Genomic DNA, 17104 nt, shown 5'->3' with positions numbered 1-17104 from the left:
TTCTAAGATGACCGGCCAGCAAGGCCGGTCAGACCGGGGAGGCGTCTCCCTCCCCATCGGCGTGGATCATGATTTAACGCCGTAACGCCTGGATTTCGATGACCGACGCATGCAAGCGCACCGCCAGCGCGTGTGCCATGTGATACAGCAGGGCATGTGCCAGATCCGGATAAAGGGCACTCAACTGGTCGAACTGTTCCTTGGTCAGCACGTAGACTTCTGTCTCCACCGCTGCGGTCGCATCCATCAGGTACACGCCGCCTTCCAGAAAGCCCATTTCGCCAATCATTTCTCCGGCGCCGCAGGTTGCCAGATGGTAGCTGCCCTTCTTGCGGATGGGCGCCTTTAGCTTCACCAGCCCCTTGCGGATCAAAAACAGGGCATTCCCCTCCCCGCCGGCCTTGTAGATCCGTTTGCCTTCCTTGACCAGCCGCAACTCTGCCACCGCCGTCAGCGCAGCCATTGCTTCCTCAGTACAGCTGGCAAACATCGGCATGGCCCGCAGTTCGAACGTGGCATTCTCCATGGCGGGTGGTACATTTGCCTCTGCCAGCTGACGGGACTCTACCCACTCCAGCGCGTCGTCCAGCTGATTAAACGCAATTGCTTTGCTGGTAAACCCGACCAGACCCGTCGCCTTCAGAAAGCGCTTCATTTTCAGCCCGCTGGGCAAGCCCTTGGGAATATCGCAAAACACAAGATGGGCATTGTTGGCGTCTAGCTGATCCTTGATTTTTTCCAGCACGTGGGTCGCCGTGACATCCAGCGATTGCACGCGCCGCATGCTGAGAATCACGAATTTTCGGTGAGGAATTTCCGGCTCCAGCGCCGCCTGCAACTGGCTGGCCGTCCCGAAGAACAGACTGCCCTGCAGCTCGAAAACCACGACGCCTTTGCCCTCTGGGTCGATTCCTTCGGCTGCCGACACCCTTGCCGTGCGTTTGGAAAAAATCTCGCTGCCTTCAATCCGGCTGCGGATCACCGAGCTACGCGTCTGCTCCCGGATAAACAGCATGATGGCCAAGGCCACGCCAACACCAGCAGCGGCCACCAGATTCACAAACACCGACACCATGATGACCGAAAAGATCACCACAAAGTCCAGACGGGTTGCAGGCGTAAAAAAGAAAGCCAGGCTGTGGCGGTCGATCATGCGCACGCCGATCACCATCAGAATGCCCGCCAGCGCCGGGATAGGCACCCAGGCAATCAGTGGGGCCAGCATCAGCAATACCAGCAAAGAAGCAATGCCGGTCAGCCAGGTGGATAACCAGGTAGAGCCGCCACTGGAGATATTGACCAGCGAAGCCCCCATGGTGCCAGAACCGGAAATCCCGCCCACCAAAGCTGATAGCAGATTCCCCACCCCCTGCCCGATCAGCTCCCGGTCCGGATCTTGATGCTTGTTGGTCAGCGTCTCGACCACCAGTCCGGTTTTCAGGGTGTCGATCGACAACAGCGCAGCCAGTGTCAGGGCGGGTGCCAGTACCTGGGCAATTTCCTGCATGCCGATCCCGCGTAACACCATCCAGTGTTCATGGATAATCTCGGACATGGGCACATTGCCGCTGCTGATCACCCCGACCAGCAGCGGGTTATCCGTGGTACGCCAGTCGGCCTGCCCCAACAGCCCCAGCAGGACATAGCCTGCCACCCCGGCGACCAGCGCCAGAATGGATGCCGGGATGATGCGGATGAAACGGGGCGCCCAATACATCACCGCAATTACCAGTACCCCGATAACGATGCTCTGCCAGTGCCAGAGGGCCGGCGTGAGCAGGACATCCAGCAAATGGGCAGATGACGGCACGCCCAGAAACCTGGGAATCTGGCCACTGATGATGATGATGCCCACCCCGCTCAGATAACCGCTCACCACCGGATAAGGGATATAACGGATCAGACGGCCAATACCGGAGAAACCGAAGCCGATCTGCAAAATGCCGGCCAGAAGGCCAATCAGGGCCAACTGGATCAGGATGGTCGAGGTTGCATTCCCCTGTTGGGTCAGCGTAACCGCCAGTGCCGTCAGCACGGCAGCAGCGGGCGCACTGGGCGCGGTGACAATCAGGGAGCGACCACCAAACAGGGGTGCGGCAATCCCCAGGACGATGGCCCCCAGAATCCCGGCCAGCGCACCGTCGGCCGCCAGAGCACCGCCCAGCGCAGAAAAAATGGCCACGCCAAAGGCAATGGCAGACGGAAGCGCAACCAGCATGGCGGCCACGCCACCCCACACATCGCCTGGCAAGGTGTTGCGGTTGGGCAAAATGCCTTCGTTACTCATCCTCTTTTGGCTTTCTGTCTCTGAACGGACATGATGATGCTAGCTTGATAAGCCCGCCCTGACGGGCGATTACCACGGCATGAACTTACGGGTCATTTATTAACTTATATGTCCCGCCAGCGGGTTACGCAAGCGCTTTTGAATGTTTGCTGCGGCTAAACCGGGGCCAACAGGCCCCGCGTCGTCAAAACTGCTCGGCGTTGGCTTTTAACTGATCCGGCGCAAAACGGTAAATGGTCATTTCATCGACCGAGTACGCGCCCAGGCCACGATAGAATTTGATGGTAGGTTCGTTCCAGTCCAGACAACCCCACTCCAGCCGCTGGCAACCACGGTCCAGCGCCAGCCGGGACATGAAAGCCATCATGATCTTGCCCAGCCCTTTAAAGCGCATGGTGTCATCTACCAGAAACCCGTCGATGTAGATACCGGACTGGCCGATAAACGCAGAAGAAGTCTGGCAGAAATACACAAAGCCGACCATATCGCCATCGTACATCCCGAAAACGGCTTCGCCCCGCTTGTCCGTCAACAGCTTGCGGATGCCTTCTTCCGTGGCGATGATTTTATCCGCCATTTTCTGATAAGTACCCAGTTTCTTCATGAACGCCACGACCATACCGGCATCGTCTGGCGTGGCAAACCGCAAGGTAAAACGGGGGTCTTTGGTCTTGATGATATCCATAGCGATACTTCACCTGCGCAGGGTTGATGGGGGGACTTTACCTTAGAGGTCCCCTTAGCCCCTGTCAACATCGTGACGCAATCGTGTACGGATTTAAGTGGCAAACTGCCGGTTGACCCATGGGCCTTGCAGCCCGATGACAGAAGGGATGCCATTCATTGCGGGCAGCGGCGACTGGCGAACGTCTTTCAGAATCACGGGCACTGCAGTCACAACCTCGCCCGGCGATAGCACTTGTCGCATGGCAAGCCCGACAGGCAACTTCAGCAGATCCGGCTTCACATCGGCCGTCAGGATACCCTCCAGGCTGCGTTCGTCCAGACTGGAGGCCACCCGGAAGCCATGCCGGCGGTAATTGCTGATGACAGACGCAGACAAGGCCGGCTTGGCGGCCACACTGGCAGGCAGTTCAATCACGATATCCGCAGGCGACAAATCCAGATACCCCAGCAAGGTTTCAAACACCTCGCCATGCCCCTCTTTAACAATCACCGGCAAGCGCGGGTGTACATTCAGATACAGTGGCAAATGCCGGTAGGCACTCACTGCATGGTTCAGCGTATGAATGATCCGGCTCAGACGGTCCAGCCTGGCCAACGCTTCATCCGAGCTGGCCAGCGAAAACAGACTGGCCGCCGGCAGGCCAAGCCCGGTGATCAGGCGGCTATCCAGCCGCGCCTCTACCCCGATCAGCGAATCCCCCTGACTAGACTGGATCGGTTCAAACCGGCTGCCGATAATGCATTTGAAAAAGCGCCCAACCACCTGGCCGCGCTCATCCAGCGCCAGCGGCTGTTCGGCAAAATAACGGTTATGCACCGTATCAATATACGTTTGTAACAGTCTTGCATCATTCATGTGCGCATCTCTGGATACCCGGACAGACCACCATCGGGCGGCAACGATGCGAAATAGTCTAGCACTGGCACCTTGTATTTCTAATGAATGATTGGTTATGTTTTTATAGCCGGCATGCCCGTATGATTGATACGCAAGCATGCGGCAAACCGGCTTTTTGCATCCTCAAACCGGTTCAGCAAATGTTCAGTTGACTGCGCCTATGATGATCTCCAACGACACACACATTGTGGTCACCCGACAGGAGAAACATCATGCGTAACTACATTCTTTCTTTGATGGCTTTGGCAAGTGTTGCTCAACTGCATGCAGAAGGCTACACCGACTATGCCCGTGTCAAAAGCTCAGAACCCCAGTACGAACGGGTCAGCACCGACCGCCAGGTATGCTGGAATGAAACCGTGAATGTACGTGATGACCGTAACTATAGCGGCAACAACACCGCCGGCATGATTCTGGGTGGTGCCACGGGTGCCATCGTCGGTCACCAGTTTGGTGGTGGCCGCGGCCGGGATGCCATGACCGCCATCGGTGCCGTCACCGGTGCCATGATCGGTAACAAATGGGGCCAGAACGACAACAACCGGAACGATAACTACCGTACCGAAGAAGTCCGTCGCTGCCGTAACGAGCCAGAGTGGACCCAGCGCATTACCGGCTACAAGGTCACTTACGAATACGCAGGCCGCCGCTACACCACCATCATGCCAAACGACCCAGGTCGTGACATGAAAGTGAATGTCGCCGTCAGCCCCGTGTTTTAAGGACAGGCGATCATCGGCACGCTACAATACGCACATTGCATTAATCCGTTAGCAACAAAGGAAGCATCATGAGACATTCTGCCCTGCTGTGCCTTGCACTTTTGCTGCCCGTGCTAGCCTGGGCAGATGTCAGCCGCGATGACGCCGCCCGGATGGCACAACAGCAAACCGGTGGCGGCCGCGTATTGTCTGTCGATGATAAAAGCGGCGGCTACCGGGTCAAGGTACTCAAAAACAGCGGTGAGATCGTGATTCTCTGGATCGCGAATGATACCGCCCCCACCCCGCGCGGCGAGCCGGACCAGAACGGTCGTGGTAATCCGCACGGCAAAAAATTCCGCCCACCTCAGGATGGTTTCTGATGCGCATACTGGTGATCGAAGACGAACCCATCCTGAACGCCCGTCTGCGTGACTGGCTGACCAAAGAAGGCTACCGTGTCGAAGGCGCACAAGACGGGGAAAACGGCCTGTATCTGGCTCAAGAATCCCAGTTTGACGCCGCCATTATCGACCTGGGCCTGCCCAAGCTGCCGGGGATAGAGGTCATCAAGAACTTGCGTAACCAGGGCAAAACCCTGCCGATACTGGTTCTCACTGCTCGCGACCGCTGGCAGGACAAGGTCGAAGGTCTGGAAGCCGGTGCCGACGACTACCTGACCAAACCGTTTGAACCACCCGAGTTGCTGGCGCGTGTCAAAGCCCTGCTGCGTCGCGCAGGGGGTGCCGCCAAAATGGACATGCAGTTCGGCCCGCTGATGCTGGACCTGAACGGCCAGAAAGCCTTGCTGAACCAGCAAGAGCTGGAACTCACCGCCTTTGAGTACCGCCTGCTGGAATATCTGGTCCGCCATCGGGACCGGGTGGTCACCAAGCTCGAACTCAACAACTACCTCTACCCGGTTAACGATGACCCGGACAGTAACGTAGTCGAGGTGCTAATGGGCCGTTTGCGCAAAAAGGTAGACCCGGATGGCAGTTTGCAACCGATAGAAACCCTGCGTGGCCGCGGCTACCGTTTTGTACTGACGCATGCATAAACTCTGGCAGCACTTGCGCCTGTCCGCGCCCTCCATCCGGTGGCGCATGATGCTGGCCAGCCTGCTGTTGCTGCTCGCCTTTACCCTGCTCACCGCCGCCGCCCTGGAAAAAGCCTTCCGCAGCCATGCCGAAGCCACCCGGCAAGAACGTCTGCAAGCTGTCGCCTATCTGCTGATGGCGGCGACTGAGCTGGACAGTAATGGCAAAATCCAGCTCCCCGACCAACTGACTGAATCCAGCCTGATGCTGCCCGGGTCCGGCCTGTACGCCCAGATCATCAGCGCCCGCAGCCTGTGGCAATCTCCCTCTTCGCTTGGCCAGCCAGTGACCTTTGTGTCCAGTCTGCCATCGGGCAAACGTTATTTCTCCGCCATCGACGAAAACGGACAGCGTTATTTCTCGTTTGCCATGGGTGTCACCTGGCCTACCGACAAAGGGCCGGTTCCACTCACCTTCAGCGTCAGCGAAGATGCCAAGCCGTTCGACCTGCAAATCCAGCAATACCAGCACACCCTGTGGCGCTGGCTGGCCGGTTGCGCCGCCCTGCTGTTGTTACTGCAAGTGCTCTTGCTGCGCTGGGGGTTACAACCCCTCCAGCGGCTGGCAACCAGCCTGCAAGCCATCGAAAATGGTGACAAAGACACGCTGGAAGGCAGTTACCCGCAAGAAATCCAGCCCTTGACCGATAATCTGAACGCGCTCATTCATAGCGAACGCGCGCGCCAGCAGCGCTACCAGCATGCGCTGGACGACCTGGCGCACAGCCTGAAAACCCCCATCGCCGTCATCCGCAGCACCGACACGGCCGATCCGCACTTCCCTGCAACCGTTCAGGAACAAACCAGCCGCATCGAAACCCTGATTGGCTACCAGCTGCAACGTGCGGCCACCCGCGGCGCCATGCCGTTGTCCAGACAAACGCAGCTGGCCCCAACCATTACCCGTCTGATCAGCACGCTGGAAAAAGTACATCGGGACAAAAACCTGACCTTTGAAAACCAGATACCGGCCACGCTCAAAACCCGCATCAGCGATGGCGATGCCATGGAACTCTTCGGCAACTTGCTGGATAACGCTGCCAAATGGGCCGCCCATACCGTGCGTATCCGCCCACTACTAACCACCGGTTCACTATCGATTCTGGTGGAAGACGACGGCCCCGGCGTGGCCGACCCGGCTGCCGTCTTGCAACGCGGTGTCCGGCTGGATGAAAGCGTCCCTGGTCACGGCATTGGCCTGTCTATCGTGAGCGACATTGTCGCCAGCTACAACGGCACCATCACCGTCGGACAAGCCCCAGGTCTGGGTGGCGCCTGCTTCGAGATACGTTTCCCGCAAGTCAGTCACTGACCTCTCTCACCGCCAAACGGGATGTGTTAAAATCGACCGCAATCCAGATAAAGGTTTTCTCATGTCACGCAGCGAACAAGCCTACCTCGACATTCTCCGCCATGTGATGGCAAATGGTCACACCAAGACTGACCGTACCGGCACCGGTACTATCTCCGTTTTTGGGCACCAGAGCCGCTATGACCTGAGCGAAGGCTTCCCGCTGCTGACCACCAAAAAAGTCCACCTGAAGTCCATCATCCATGAACTGATCTGGTTCCTGAAAGGCGATACCAATATCGCCTACCTGAAAGAACATGGGGTGAGCATTTGGGACGAATGGGCCAAAGAAGACGGCAGCTTGGGGCCGGTGTATGGCTACCAGTGGCGCAACTGGCCCAAGCCGGACGGCACGCATGTAGACCAGATCCAGCAGATTCTGGACCAGCTGAAAAATTCGCCAGACTCGCGCCGGATTATCGTTTCTGCCTGGAACCCAGGCCAGATCGACCAGATGGCCCTGCCGCCCTGCCATGCCTTCTTCCAGTTTTACGTGGCAGACGGCAAACTCTCTTGCCAGCTGTACCAGCGCAGTGCAGACCTGTTCCTCGGCGTACCGTTCAACATCGCCTCTTACGCGCTGCTGACCATGATGATCGCCCAAGTCGTCGGTTTGCAACCCGGCGAATTCATCCATACGCTGGGTGACGCGCATATTTACATGAACCACATGGATCAGGTCAAAGAACAGCTCAGCCGCGAACCACGTGCCCTACCGACCATGCGCCTGAATCCGGCGGTCAAGAACCTGTTTGACTTTACCTTCGAAGACTTCACTCTGGAAGGCTACGATCCGCATCCGGGGATCAAGGCGCCGGTGGCTGTATAAGATGATGGAGTGATGCAAGCATCACTCCATGTACGTGCTTTCAAATAGCAAATCGTAATAGCTGCACCCACCCTTAATCGGGTATTGATGTCATCACTACTGTGTTCAAACAATACTCGCCTAAATAATAGTCATGCGCGGCATGGAACTTGGTTGTGATGGTTTTGGCATGCGATTTCTGACCATCACTGCTTTGCTCAACCGTTTTCACCCCTTTTGCAAAATCGATGGACACTTTCTCGATGGAAGATGCATCCCCATCCAAACCCTCAAATCTGGCCAACTTAAAAGCATTCTTTGGCGTCAGTAAAAAGGTCACGTCCCAATGGCCGTGAATGGGCAAGTATGCAATGTGCAACCTGCCAGCGGATAACTGCAACCGGGTTTCCTGATCTTCAGAAGTCGCATCCCGGTCATTTTTTCTATCCAGAAGAAATGGATCAGCCACCCAGAGGCCATACCCGCAAGTTGCCTTGCCTTTCAGGATAATCAGCATTCTCGGATAGGTGTACACCGGCGATCCATCCGGTTTTCCGTCCATCGTAAAATCAATAACCTCTTCCGCTGCCTTGGTTCGATCAATCACCATTGCCCGGTCTGCAACCCCATCCTTATCCAGATCACCATCTGCCCAAGTAACCAAGTGCCAGCCCTTGGGGATGACTTGCTTAGACTCAACGACGGTTTTAGGCATGGGAGGATAGATACCATGATTGGCCTGGCACGCCGCATTTACGTCAGGAATACAGCTACTGAGGCATAATAAAAAAACCATGTTTGGCCATTGCAACAACATATAAATGAAATCCTTTAACATGAATGTTATCTGGTCGGTGCTGCCAGCATCTTTCAGACTGGGGTTTGCAGAAAGACACGCATCCTCACAAACAAATTATACATTTGTCATAAAATGAATACTTAAAATTGATCGTCAGATCATGGTGCAGGAGGTCACGATATTGGTCGGATTGTCGCAGGTGGGAAATGCTGCATTCTTCAGAACCAGCTCGTTAAGAGCCGGCCTGAAATGATTAGTGCTGATGAAACTCTAGAAGGTGGCGCCCCTCATCCAAGTATCGGCATTACTGAGTAAATTTACAGTCGGGGAGGTGCGGAAAGTGCTGGGCCATTACAAATAAACCCTAGCACTTTTAAACAAAATCTCAGCTAGGTGTCATGTCATGCCACAACTTGGCAACAATCATGAAACGGCCATCTATTCTGGCGAAATTGAGATGATCGATAAACACCTTGTCATGGATGCGTAAACGAACTTTAGCCACGCCGATATCTTGTGACAATAAGTCGATCGAAATTAACTCATCTTCGCGCATCTGGCTGATGCTAGCCGGGGACCTACGGTTGGCGATGATGTCTCGATAATCTGCAATGGGCATCGCCGTAAAAGAATCATTCGTGGCATCAAACAAACTGCTACTCGGGTGGAAGACCTGATCAAATTTATGAAGGTCACACTCATATAACGCATTGAAATACAATTCTACAGCCTTGGATATCTCATGAATCGATTGAATCGACATGGTTAGCAACCTTTAAAGTAATTGAAAATTATGTAGATACCGCCCATAACTAGCGGAGTCTGAACACGAGTCACATTCTAATTGTTTTTAAAAACCTTATAATCAAAGAAAATTTAAACATACTATTTTGGTTTTTATAATAATGAGGATATATGGATCGTCTTGATGCACTGCGGCTTTTTTGCCAGATAGTAGATACCGGCAGCCTTGTAAAGGCAGCCAAGGTACTAGGCCTATCGCCAACAAAAGTTACACAAAACCTTGCAAAGCTCGAAAAAATCTACAACACCCGCCTGTTGGAAAGAACTACGCGTCGAATTGCTGTAACAGAAGCAGGAATGGTTTTGTACGAACGCGCCAAGCACTTGCTTGAACAAGCAGCAAGCTTAGAGGCAGCAGTTTGCGATGCCACGGAGAAACCGAAAGGAAGTCTGAGAGTCACGTTGCCGTTGGGTGTGGCAACAACCTTTATATATCCGCGTATAGGCGAGTTCACAGCGCGCTACCCGGAAATTTCATTGGACTTGCAAGTGAGCGATCAAATCGTAGACCTAGTTGCAGGAAACTTCGATATTGGATTGCGCGCAGGCTTATTGGCGGACGCCAATGTTATTGCCCTTCCTTTACTGCGTTATCGGCGCATCACCTGTGCCAGTCCAGCCTACCTTAGGCAGCATGGCACTCCTGCGTTTCTGGAAGATTTGAAGCACCACACCTGCCTGATTTACCGACACGATACTTCGCCAGTAAGTTGGCGCTACTGGCATAACAATACTTATCAGACTATCAATATTAACGGTAACTACGCTAGCAATGAATCGTTTGCGCTGATCGCTATGGCACGCAGCGGGCTGGGAATTATCAGGCAACCCGATTGGCTGCTAGCAAGCGATTTGCGGGAGGGCAAACTGATCGAGATCCTCGATCAGTTTAATGAACCCCTAACACCTGAGGCACCAGGTATTTACGCGATTATCCAACATCGTCGTTATCGACCGGCAAAAGTGGATGCATTTATGGAGTTTGTTCGGAATGTCATTGGGGAGTGGAAAGGGCTAACTATGGATGCCTAGTCCACCTTTTCGAAGGTATAGGTTAAGTCTTTTTGAACATCCGTATCAGTTGTGTTTCCCTCTTTCGTTCTTTATTGGCAACTCAATTTCAAAAGTAGCTGGCTCTGATGCTCAAATTGTATCCATATGCAAAACATACCCAGCCAACACCTTCGTCGCCTCAATCATCCTCGCATTCGGTTCATCCGTTGCCTCGACCCAGGCTTCTGCTGCTTGACGGGTGCGGCCAAATTGCATGTGTCGGTTAATCAGTCGTTCCAGGCGGGTGTTGGCATCGACCTCGATGTACCAGGTGTCATCCAGTAGAGGTGCAGCGTTACGCCAGTGGCCAGTGTTTAGTAGCAGGTAGTTACCTTCCACGATGATCAGTTGGGTTTCTGGCAAGACGGGGATGGCATTGGCGATGGGTTCTTCGATCTCGCGGCGGAACTCGGGCGCGTAGACAATTTCATCCGCGTCCTGGTGCTTCAGGCGATGCAGCAGGCTGACAAACCCGGCGCTGTCGAAGGTGTCTTGCGCACCTTTGCGGTCTGCCCTGCCCAGACGCGCCAGTTCAACATTGGCCAGATGATAGCCGTCCATAGGGACGACGACGCTTTGCTGCGGGAAGTGCTGGTGAATCACGGCTGCCACGGTGGACTTGCCGGCGCCGGGCGGGCCGATGAGCCCGAGGATTTTGCGTTGGCCGTCTTGTAGCAGGTGTTCAAGGCGTTGCCGTGCTTCTGTCGTAAACATTTGCGTATTCCATCTGTATCAGGCGGGTTGATCATCCCAGTGATCATGTCGCCATTGTCGTTCTTGCCGGTAATTGGTGATTTCCAGCCGGATGCCGTCCGGGTCATACAGGAAGGTAGCCCAGTAGTCCGGCGCATAGTCCGGGTATAACGCGGGAGCGGTACAGCTGATGCCCCGTTCAGCCAGTTCTCTGGCAGCGGTCTGAACATCGGCAATGGTATGCACCCGGAAGCATAGATGATGCAAGCCCGGTGCGTAGTTGTCATGCACCGGGCCTGACTTGGCCGGGCGCAGCACATAGCCGAAGTGGCGGTTGTAGTATTGCACGTGCAGGTCCGCGGCCAGTTCAAACCGGTTCTGGCGGAAGCCCAGTACGTCTCGCAACACCGCGTTGTAAAAGGCCTCTGACGCGGTCAGGTCAGACACACTGATATAAATGTGGTCTATGCCGGTGACTTCGACCATGCCGGTCTCCTAGGCGGATTTGTCAGTATGGTCATCCGCTGCTGCTTTGCGCTTCAGGCCACCCAGCAAGGGCATTAATGCCTGTTGGGTAGCATCGGATTTGGCCAGGTCCAGAATCACCAGATTGTTATGTTTGCCGATTTCGCGCAGGGCATCGATGCGGTTGGTTTCCAGCAGTACGGCGATGGCTTCATGGGGCGGAATGCCTTCAAACTCCAGTAACGATTCTTTCAACCCCTCGGCCAGCAGCTTGCGCGAGTCTGCCAGGCCCTTGGCGCGCTGGCGCTGGGCCTCTGCCTCGGCTTCTGCCTGTTTCACCGTACGGATTTTGGCGGCTTCGGCTTCTTGCTGGGCGGCTTCTTTCTCGCGGGTAGCGGCCACGACCCGGTTAAACGAGGACTGGACTTCCAGCGATACGGTTGGCTGGTCAATCAGCACGCCTTCCAGCCGGTAGCCAAATTCGGACAATTTGGTGGTCAGTACCGTCCGCACTTCGCCGACGATCTTTTCGCGGTCCTTGAACATGTCTTCCAGCGTCATGGAAGCCGCCACCGAGCGGACGGTATTCAGCACCCAGGCACGGACTTGTTCGTGGGGTTCTTTCAGCTTGTAAAACGCATCTGCGGCATTTTCTGCCTCCACCTGAATCATCAGGTTCACGGGCAGGGCCACAAACATGTTGTCCAGGGTTTTGACCTCGACCGTGGCGGGGACGGATTCGATCTTGAGCGACAGCTTGCCCGCGGTTTGCTGAAAGGGAATCCAGATCCAGTTTAAGCCTGGGGTAAGGGTTCTGGCATAGCGGCCAAGCGTTTGTACAATCGCCACGGTTTGCTGTTCGACGATGCGTACCCCTAACACTAGGGTAGCAACCACCACAGCGGCAATCACAAGCAAGAACAGATCCATAAAGCATCCTTTAGCGGTAATGGCATTGCCATGATTATGGCATAGACAAAGTCCAGAAAACCGGCCTCATCCAGAGAACAGCAAAGATTTTGCGCAGACACACCATGCTTCTGGGATTAACGCAGCATCAGCTCATGATAGACGGGTTCCAGGTGCTGCATCAGTGCATCGCGGCGGGCGGCAATCTGCCGCCACAGACATTGCACAACTTCAGGCTTGTCGGCCTTGTAGGCATGGCTGAACGGGAGGAAGTAATCTTTTTCGATGATGGCCGGTGTCAGTTCGACGATATCCTGCCGGCCTTTGAGGTACGCTTGCGCCAGCGCGGGCTGGACGGCAAACGCAGAGATACGTCCGGCCTTCAGCTTGGCCAGATTGGACTTGAAGTCGGTAGCGGTATCCACGGGAATTTGCATTTTTTGCAGATCTTTTACGATGGACCAGCCAAAGATGGCGCCAACAGGCAGATCCGAACCGGTCAGATGCTGGCCATCCCAACCCATACGCTGGTTGGCATTGGTAAAGAAACTGTATTTCAGGTGCGTCAGCCGTACATTGGCATCAGGCTGATTGTCTTTCATGGGAAAAGCGGCGTAATCATCCCGCTCTTTGCTATAAGAAAGCTGAATCACGCCATTGATGCTGTTGACCTTGAGGGCTTGCAGCAAGCGCATGGCAGACAGCCGCTGCAGCACAATGTCTACCTGACAGGCATTAGCGGCCACTTTTACCAGCTCGACAGACAAACCGGGCTGGGTGGCAAAACCGGGCCCGTCTTCCATGATATAGGGCGGCAGGGATAATTCATTGATGCCGAGAATGACGGACTCTTTAGCCTGGGCCGACCCCATGCTCAGACACAGGACAAGGCTAGCGCGGAATGATGCACATAAAAGCCTGCTGAACACGGGTTTCATATGCTGCATCATAAATTGCAATACCTTTTGCCGGGGGTGTCTCGTCTGGTGACGGATGGGTCGTGATTGGAGGCGATGCCATCATTTGGCATCACAAACCGATGCAGTATACCATTTGAATATTATGTAGATATTACCAGTGTAGCTGCAACTCCCAAAAAAGCAAAAAGGGTTGGCAAACGCCAACCCTTTTTTACGCAAGGCATTGCGTAACTGGTCAGATTACAGACCCAGAGATTTCTTCACGGCAGCCAGGCCATCTTTGCCGTCGAATGTTGTCACACCTGCCAGCCATTTGTTCAGCACGGCCGGGTTTTTCTTCAGGTATTCTTTGGCAGCCACTTCAGGCTTGGTTTTGTTCATGATCGGACCCATGACCATGTTCTCGATACCGGTGGTGAATTCCAGATTGTTCACAAACTTGCCTACGTTCGGGCAGCGTGTTTCGTAATCTGGGGATACCGCGGTATACACTTTGGCTTCACCCAGGTTCGGGCCGAATACGTCATCCCCGCCTGTCAGGTAGGTCATGCGCATTTTCACGTTCATTGGGTGTGGTTCCCAGCCCAGGAAAACGATGAATTTCTTCTGGCGAACGGCGCGCTCGGCTTCGGCCAGCATACCGGCTTCACTGGACTCGATCAGTTTAAAGTCTTTCAGGCCAAACTGGTTTTTCTGGATCATGCCCTGAATCAGCGCATTACCATCGTTACCCGGTTCGATACCGAAAATCTTGCCGTCCAGTTCTTTTTTGAACTTGGCGATGTCGGCAAAGCTCTTCAGGCCGGCAGCGGCAACGTAAGATGGCACGGCCAGGGTGTACTTGGCACCGACCAGGTTAGGCTTGTCCAGCACCTTGATCTGCTTGGCCTTGATGAACGGCTCGATGACTGGCGTCATGCTCGGGTTCCAGTAACCCAGAAACACATCGATCTGTTTGGATTTGATACCGGCAAACGTAATAGGCACAGAAGCAATGGTGGTTGATGGTTTGTAGCCAAGACCATCCAGCACGACAGAAGCCATACCGGTGGTGGCGGCGATGTCGGTCCAGCCGACATCTGCGAAATGTACTTTTTGACAGGCAGCAGGGTCTTGCGCGAAGGCAAGCTGGCTACATGCCGCAATTGCAAGAGTGGCCAACAGTTTACGTGATTGCAGCATTACTGAATCTCCTTGAATAAGCCAAACAATACCGGTAACCCGTCAGAACGGGTGACCAGTCTCTCTCCGATAACACTTTGTTTTTGGGTACAGCAACGGTCAGCGCCCCTCTCCGGACCTCATCCGTTGTAGCGGAAGAGTGACAGGCATTACCTTGTGCGAATTGAACGACAGCGACATGAATTTGCCATTCAGCGCCTCCGGTTTTCATGCCATCAGCAAAACGGTCGTACGCCTTTCGTCACGCCCCGATGGCCGACATGACTGCTGGCAACGCGTCCTTGCCATCGAATGTCGTTACGCCATTCAGCCAGTTCTTGAGCACTGCCGGGTTCTGTTTTAGCCAGTCTTTGGCGGCCACCAGCGGTTTGCTTTTACTCATGATGCTACCCATGACCCGGTTTTCCATGTCCAGCGTAAATTGCAGGTTCCCCAGCAGTTTGCCAACATTCGGGCAGCGGGTCTGATAATCGGAAGACATCAGGGTGAATACCTTTGCTTCGCCATAGTTGGCACCAAAAATGGCATCGCCGCCTTTAAGGTAGGTCAGGTTGAAATCCACATTCATGGGATGCGGCTCCCAGGCAAGAAACGCAATCCAGCGTTTTTCGGAGATGGCTTTCTTCACTTCCATCAGCATGCCGCGTTCGCCCCACTCTGCCACCATGAAGTCGCCCAGACCGAACTGGTTTTTGCTGATCATGTCGTTAATCAGTTTGTTGCCATCGTTACCAGGCTCAATACCGTAAATGGTATACCCGAGCTTGTCTTTGTATTTGGCCAGATCGGCAAAACTCTTGAGCCCGCCAGCCGCGGCATAGGCAGGAACCGCCAGCGTATATTTGGCCCCTACCAGATTAGGGTGCGGCACCATCTTGATATCGCCCGACTTGAGAAACGGGGCCACTACCGGGGTCTGGCTCGGGCTCCAGTACCCCAGAAAGGCATCTACCTGCTTTGACTTCAGATTCTTGAATGTGTCGGGCAGAGACAGAATGGTGGAGGAAGGGTTGTAGCCCAGCGCCTTTAACACCGTCGATGAAAGTGCGGTCGTAGCGGTAATGTCGGTCCAGCCGACCTCGGCAAACCGGACATTCTGGCATTGCGGTGCTTCTTGCGCCTCGGCCCCCATCACACAAAAAGAAACCAGCATGGTGCTGGCTGACGATAGCAATTTACTGATACGCATTTGCATCCGAACTCCAGGGTTAGATGAAACAGGTCGTAAAGAGACACCTGACCCTACACCTGCAGGGCCATGATATCCGTGAATTGCGATAACACCGGGCTGCGTGCAGTGGCAGCAGCCCTTCAGAATTACATGATGGTGACGTGCTGAACGTCAGGGTGACGCTCACGGCTTGGCGGGTAGCCAAAGACACCGCGATAAGACTTGCTGAAATGCGAAGAAGACTGAAAACCGCAGGCGACAGTGACTTCCATCACCGACATATTGGTTTGCAGTAGCAGCTCGCGTGCACGGCGCAGACGCAGGTCCAGATAATACTGGGCCGGCGTGGTCCCCAGATAGCGTTTAAACAGGCGCTCCAGATGTCGGAGAGACAACCCGAGATCTTCGGCCAGTTTGTCCAGCGAAATCGGGTTTTCGATATTGCCTTCCATGGCCAGTGCGGCTTCCAGCAAGGATTCGTGACCGGCACCAATGCGCGCCACCAGCGGGATGTGCTGGCGGTCTTTTTCATCACGGATACGATCCATGATGAATTGTTCCGAAACATCCGCGGCCAGGCTCTTGCCACCCTTGAAGCGGATCATGTTGATCATGAGGTCTAGCGGCGCAGTGCCGCCACTACAGGTAAAGCGGTCACGGTCGATCACGAACAGCTCACCTGAGAAGTCGATGCCGGGGAATTCCTCACGAATGGCAGAGAGGTTCTCCCAGTGAATGGAACAACGGTAGCCATTCAGCACCCCGGCTTTTGCCAGCGCAAACGTACCGGTACATACCGCCCCGAGCGCCACACCTGCCTGATGATATTTGCGAACAACGGAAATGACCTGGTCAGTGACTGCTTCCCGCACATGGGTTCCGCCACAGACAAACAGGATATCGGGCTTGGGGACTTCTTCCGGACGTACTGTAGGCGTAATGGCCAAACCATTACTGGCCAGCACGGGTTCGTCAGTACAGGTGATGATGGACCAGCGATACAGACGCTTGCGGCTGAGCTGGTTAGCCATCCGCAGCGGTTCGACCGCATTGGTAAATGCAATCATGGAGAAACTGGGTAACACCAGAAAGCCGATGTGGGAGAGTTGTGAAATATCTTGCGGAACCATCAGGTCATCCCCTATCTACATATTGCGCGGGTATTGCATTGGGCACTTGCCATGACACATGGCGGCAAATGGGATCCAATCTACAAGTATGCAAATAAATTAGCTTACATCAAAAAGACTGGCGATACAGCAGTAGTATTACTTTAT

The 17104-nt window shown here is 54.5% G+C and carries 18 protein-coding genes; 6 read left to right on the top strand and 12 right to left on the bottom strand.

What is annotated here, in order from left to right:
• Positions 1-73: 73 nt before the first annotated feature.
• The 3 genes from F552_RS0102325 to F552_RS18255 all read right to left on the bottom strand — a co-directional run bounded on the left by F552_RS0102325 (position 74) and on the right by F552_RS18255 (position 3830).
• Positions 74-2287 (bottom strand): SulP family inorganic anion transporter, encoded by a 2214-nt coding sequence (locus F552_RS0102325; RefSeq protein WP_018150104.1) that lies wholly within the window; start codon positions 2285-2287, stop codon positions 74-76.
• Between the two features lie 184 nt (positions 2288-2471).
• Positions 2472-2972 (bottom strand): GNAT family N-acetyltransferase, encoded by a 501-nt coding sequence (locus F552_RS0102320; RefSeq protein WP_018150103.1) that lies wholly within the window; start codon positions 2970-2972, stop codon positions 2472-2474.
• A gap of 93 nt (positions 2973-3065) precedes the next feature.
• Entirely contained in the window at positions 3066-3830 is a 765-nt protein-coding gene (locus tag F552_RS18255) for an EAL domain-containing protein (RefSeq protein ID WP_018150102.1), read from the bottom strand.
• A 254-nt stretch (positions 3831-4084) separates the two neighbouring features.
• Here F552_RS18255 and F552_RS0102310 point away from each other — a divergent pair, with 254 nt between their 5' ends.
• The 5 genes from F552_RS0102310 to F552_RS0102290 all read left to right on the top strand — a co-directional run bounded on the left by F552_RS0102310 (position 4085) and on the right by F552_RS0102290 (position 7852).
• Positions 4085-4594, top strand: a complete 510-nt coding sequence (locus F552_RS0102310; protein ID WP_018150101.1) for a glycine zipper 2TM domain-containing protein — start codon at positions 4085-4087, stop codon at positions 4592-4594.
• A 68-nt stretch (positions 4595-4662) separates the two neighbouring features.
• Entirely contained in the window at positions 4663-4956 is a 294-nt protein-coding gene (locus tag F552_RS20680) for a hypothetical protein (protein WP_018150100.1), read from the top strand.
• On the top strand, positions 4956-5633 hold the full coding sequence (locus tag F552_RS0102300; RefSeq protein WP_018150099.1) for a response regulator transcription factor: 678 nt from the start codon (positions 4956-4958) through the stop codon (positions 5631-5633). The genes F552_RS20680 and F552_RS0102300 overlap by 1 nt, the downstream gene beginning before the upstream one ends.
• Positions 5626-6984 carry an ATP-binding protein gene (locus F552_RS0102295; protein ID WP_018150098.1) on the top strand — a complete coding sequence of 453 codons (1359 nt, stop codon included), beginning with the start codon at positions 5626-5628 and terminating at the stop codon, positions 6982-6984. The genes F552_RS0102300 and F552_RS0102295 overlap by 8 nt, the downstream gene beginning before the upstream one ends.
• A gap of 61 nt (positions 6985-7045) precedes the next feature.
• Positions 7046-7852: a thymidylate synthase gene (locus F552_RS0102290; RefSeq protein ID WP_018150097.1), complete on the top strand. Its 807-nt coding sequence runs from the start codon at positions 7046-7048 to the stop codon at positions 7850-7852.
• A 73-nt stretch (positions 7853-7925) separates the two neighbouring features.
• On the opposite strand, the gene F552_RS0102285 is transcribed toward F552_RS0102290, so the two are convergent.
• Positions 7926-8669, bottom strand: coding sequence for a hypothetical protein (locus F552_RS0102285; RefSeq protein WP_018150096.1), 744 nt, complete (start codon positions 8667-8669; stop codon positions 7926-7928).
• Between the two features lie 346 nt (positions 8670-9015).
• The gene (locus tag F552_RS0102280) at positions 9016-9393 is read right to left on the bottom strand and encodes a nuclear transport factor 2 family protein (protein ID WP_018150095.1); all 378 of its coding nucleotides are present in this window, start codon (positions 9391-9393) and stop codon (positions 9016-9018) included.
• A gap of 152 nt (positions 9394-9545) precedes the next feature.
• Between F552_RS0102280 and F552_RS0102275 the strand changes: the two genes are divergently transcribed.
• On the top strand, positions 9546-10466 hold the full coding sequence (locus F552_RS0102275; protein ID WP_018150094.1) for a LysR family transcriptional regulator: 921 nt from the start codon (positions 9546-9548) through the stop codon (positions 10464-10466).
• Between the two features lie 111 nt (positions 10467-10577).
• Here F552_RS0102275 and F552_RS18245 read toward each other — a convergent pair whose 3' ends face one another.
• The 7 genes from F552_RS18245 to F552_RS0102240 all read right to left on the bottom strand — a co-directional run bounded on the left by F552_RS18245 (position 10578) and on the right by F552_RS0102240 (position 16957).
• Positions 10578-11201: a nucleoside/nucleotide kinase family protein gene (locus F552_RS18245; protein WP_018150093.1), complete on the bottom strand. Its 624-nt coding sequence runs from the start codon at positions 11199-11201 to the stop codon at positions 10578-10580.
• Positions 11202-11219: 18 nt separating this feature from the next.
• On the bottom strand, positions 11220-11666 hold the full coding sequence (locus F552_RS0102265) for a VOC family protein (RefSeq protein WP_018150092.1): 447 nt from the start codon (positions 11664-11666) through the stop codon (positions 11220-11222).
• A gap of 9 nt (positions 11667-11675) precedes the next feature.
• Entirely contained in the window at positions 11676-12575 is a 900-nt protein-coding gene (locus F552_RS0102260; RefSeq protein WP_018150091.1) for an SPFH domain-containing protein, read from the bottom strand.
• A 116-nt stretch (positions 12576-12691) separates the two neighbouring features.
• Positions 12692-13504 carry a transporter substrate-binding domain-containing protein gene (locus tag F552_RS0102255; protein WP_156802201.1) on the bottom strand — a complete coding sequence of 271 codons (813 nt, stop codon included), beginning with the start codon at positions 13502-13504 and terminating at the stop codon, positions 12692-12694.
• A gap of 210 nt (positions 13505-13714) precedes the next feature.
• Positions 13715-14656, bottom strand: coding sequence for a choline ABC transporter substrate-binding protein (locus F552_RS0102250; protein ID WP_018150089.1), 942 nt, complete (start codon positions 14654-14656; stop codon positions 13715-13717).
• A 241-nt stretch (positions 14657-14897) separates the two neighbouring features.
• Positions 14898-15845 (bottom strand): choline ABC transporter substrate-binding protein, encoded by a 948-nt coding sequence (gene choX / locus F552_RS0102245; protein ID WP_026182320.1) that lies wholly within the window; start codon positions 15843-15845, stop codon positions 14898-14900.
• A 128-nt stretch (positions 15846-15973) separates the two neighbouring features.
• Positions 15974-16957 carry a GlxA family transcriptional regulator gene (locus tag F552_RS0102240; protein WP_018150087.1) on the bottom strand — a complete coding sequence of 328 codons (984 nt, stop codon included), beginning with the start codon at positions 16955-16957 and terminating at the stop codon, positions 15974-15976.
• Between the last annotated feature and the right edge of the window lie 147 nt (positions 16958-17104).

This window comes from Leeia oryzae DSM 17879 (assembly GCF_000376945.1).
GTDB classification, from domain to species: domain Bacteria; phylum Pseudomonadota; class Gammaproteobacteria; order Burkholderiales; family Leeiaceae; genus Leeia; species Leeia oryzae.
This window is presented reverse-complemented; position numbering and strand designations above follow the sequence as displayed.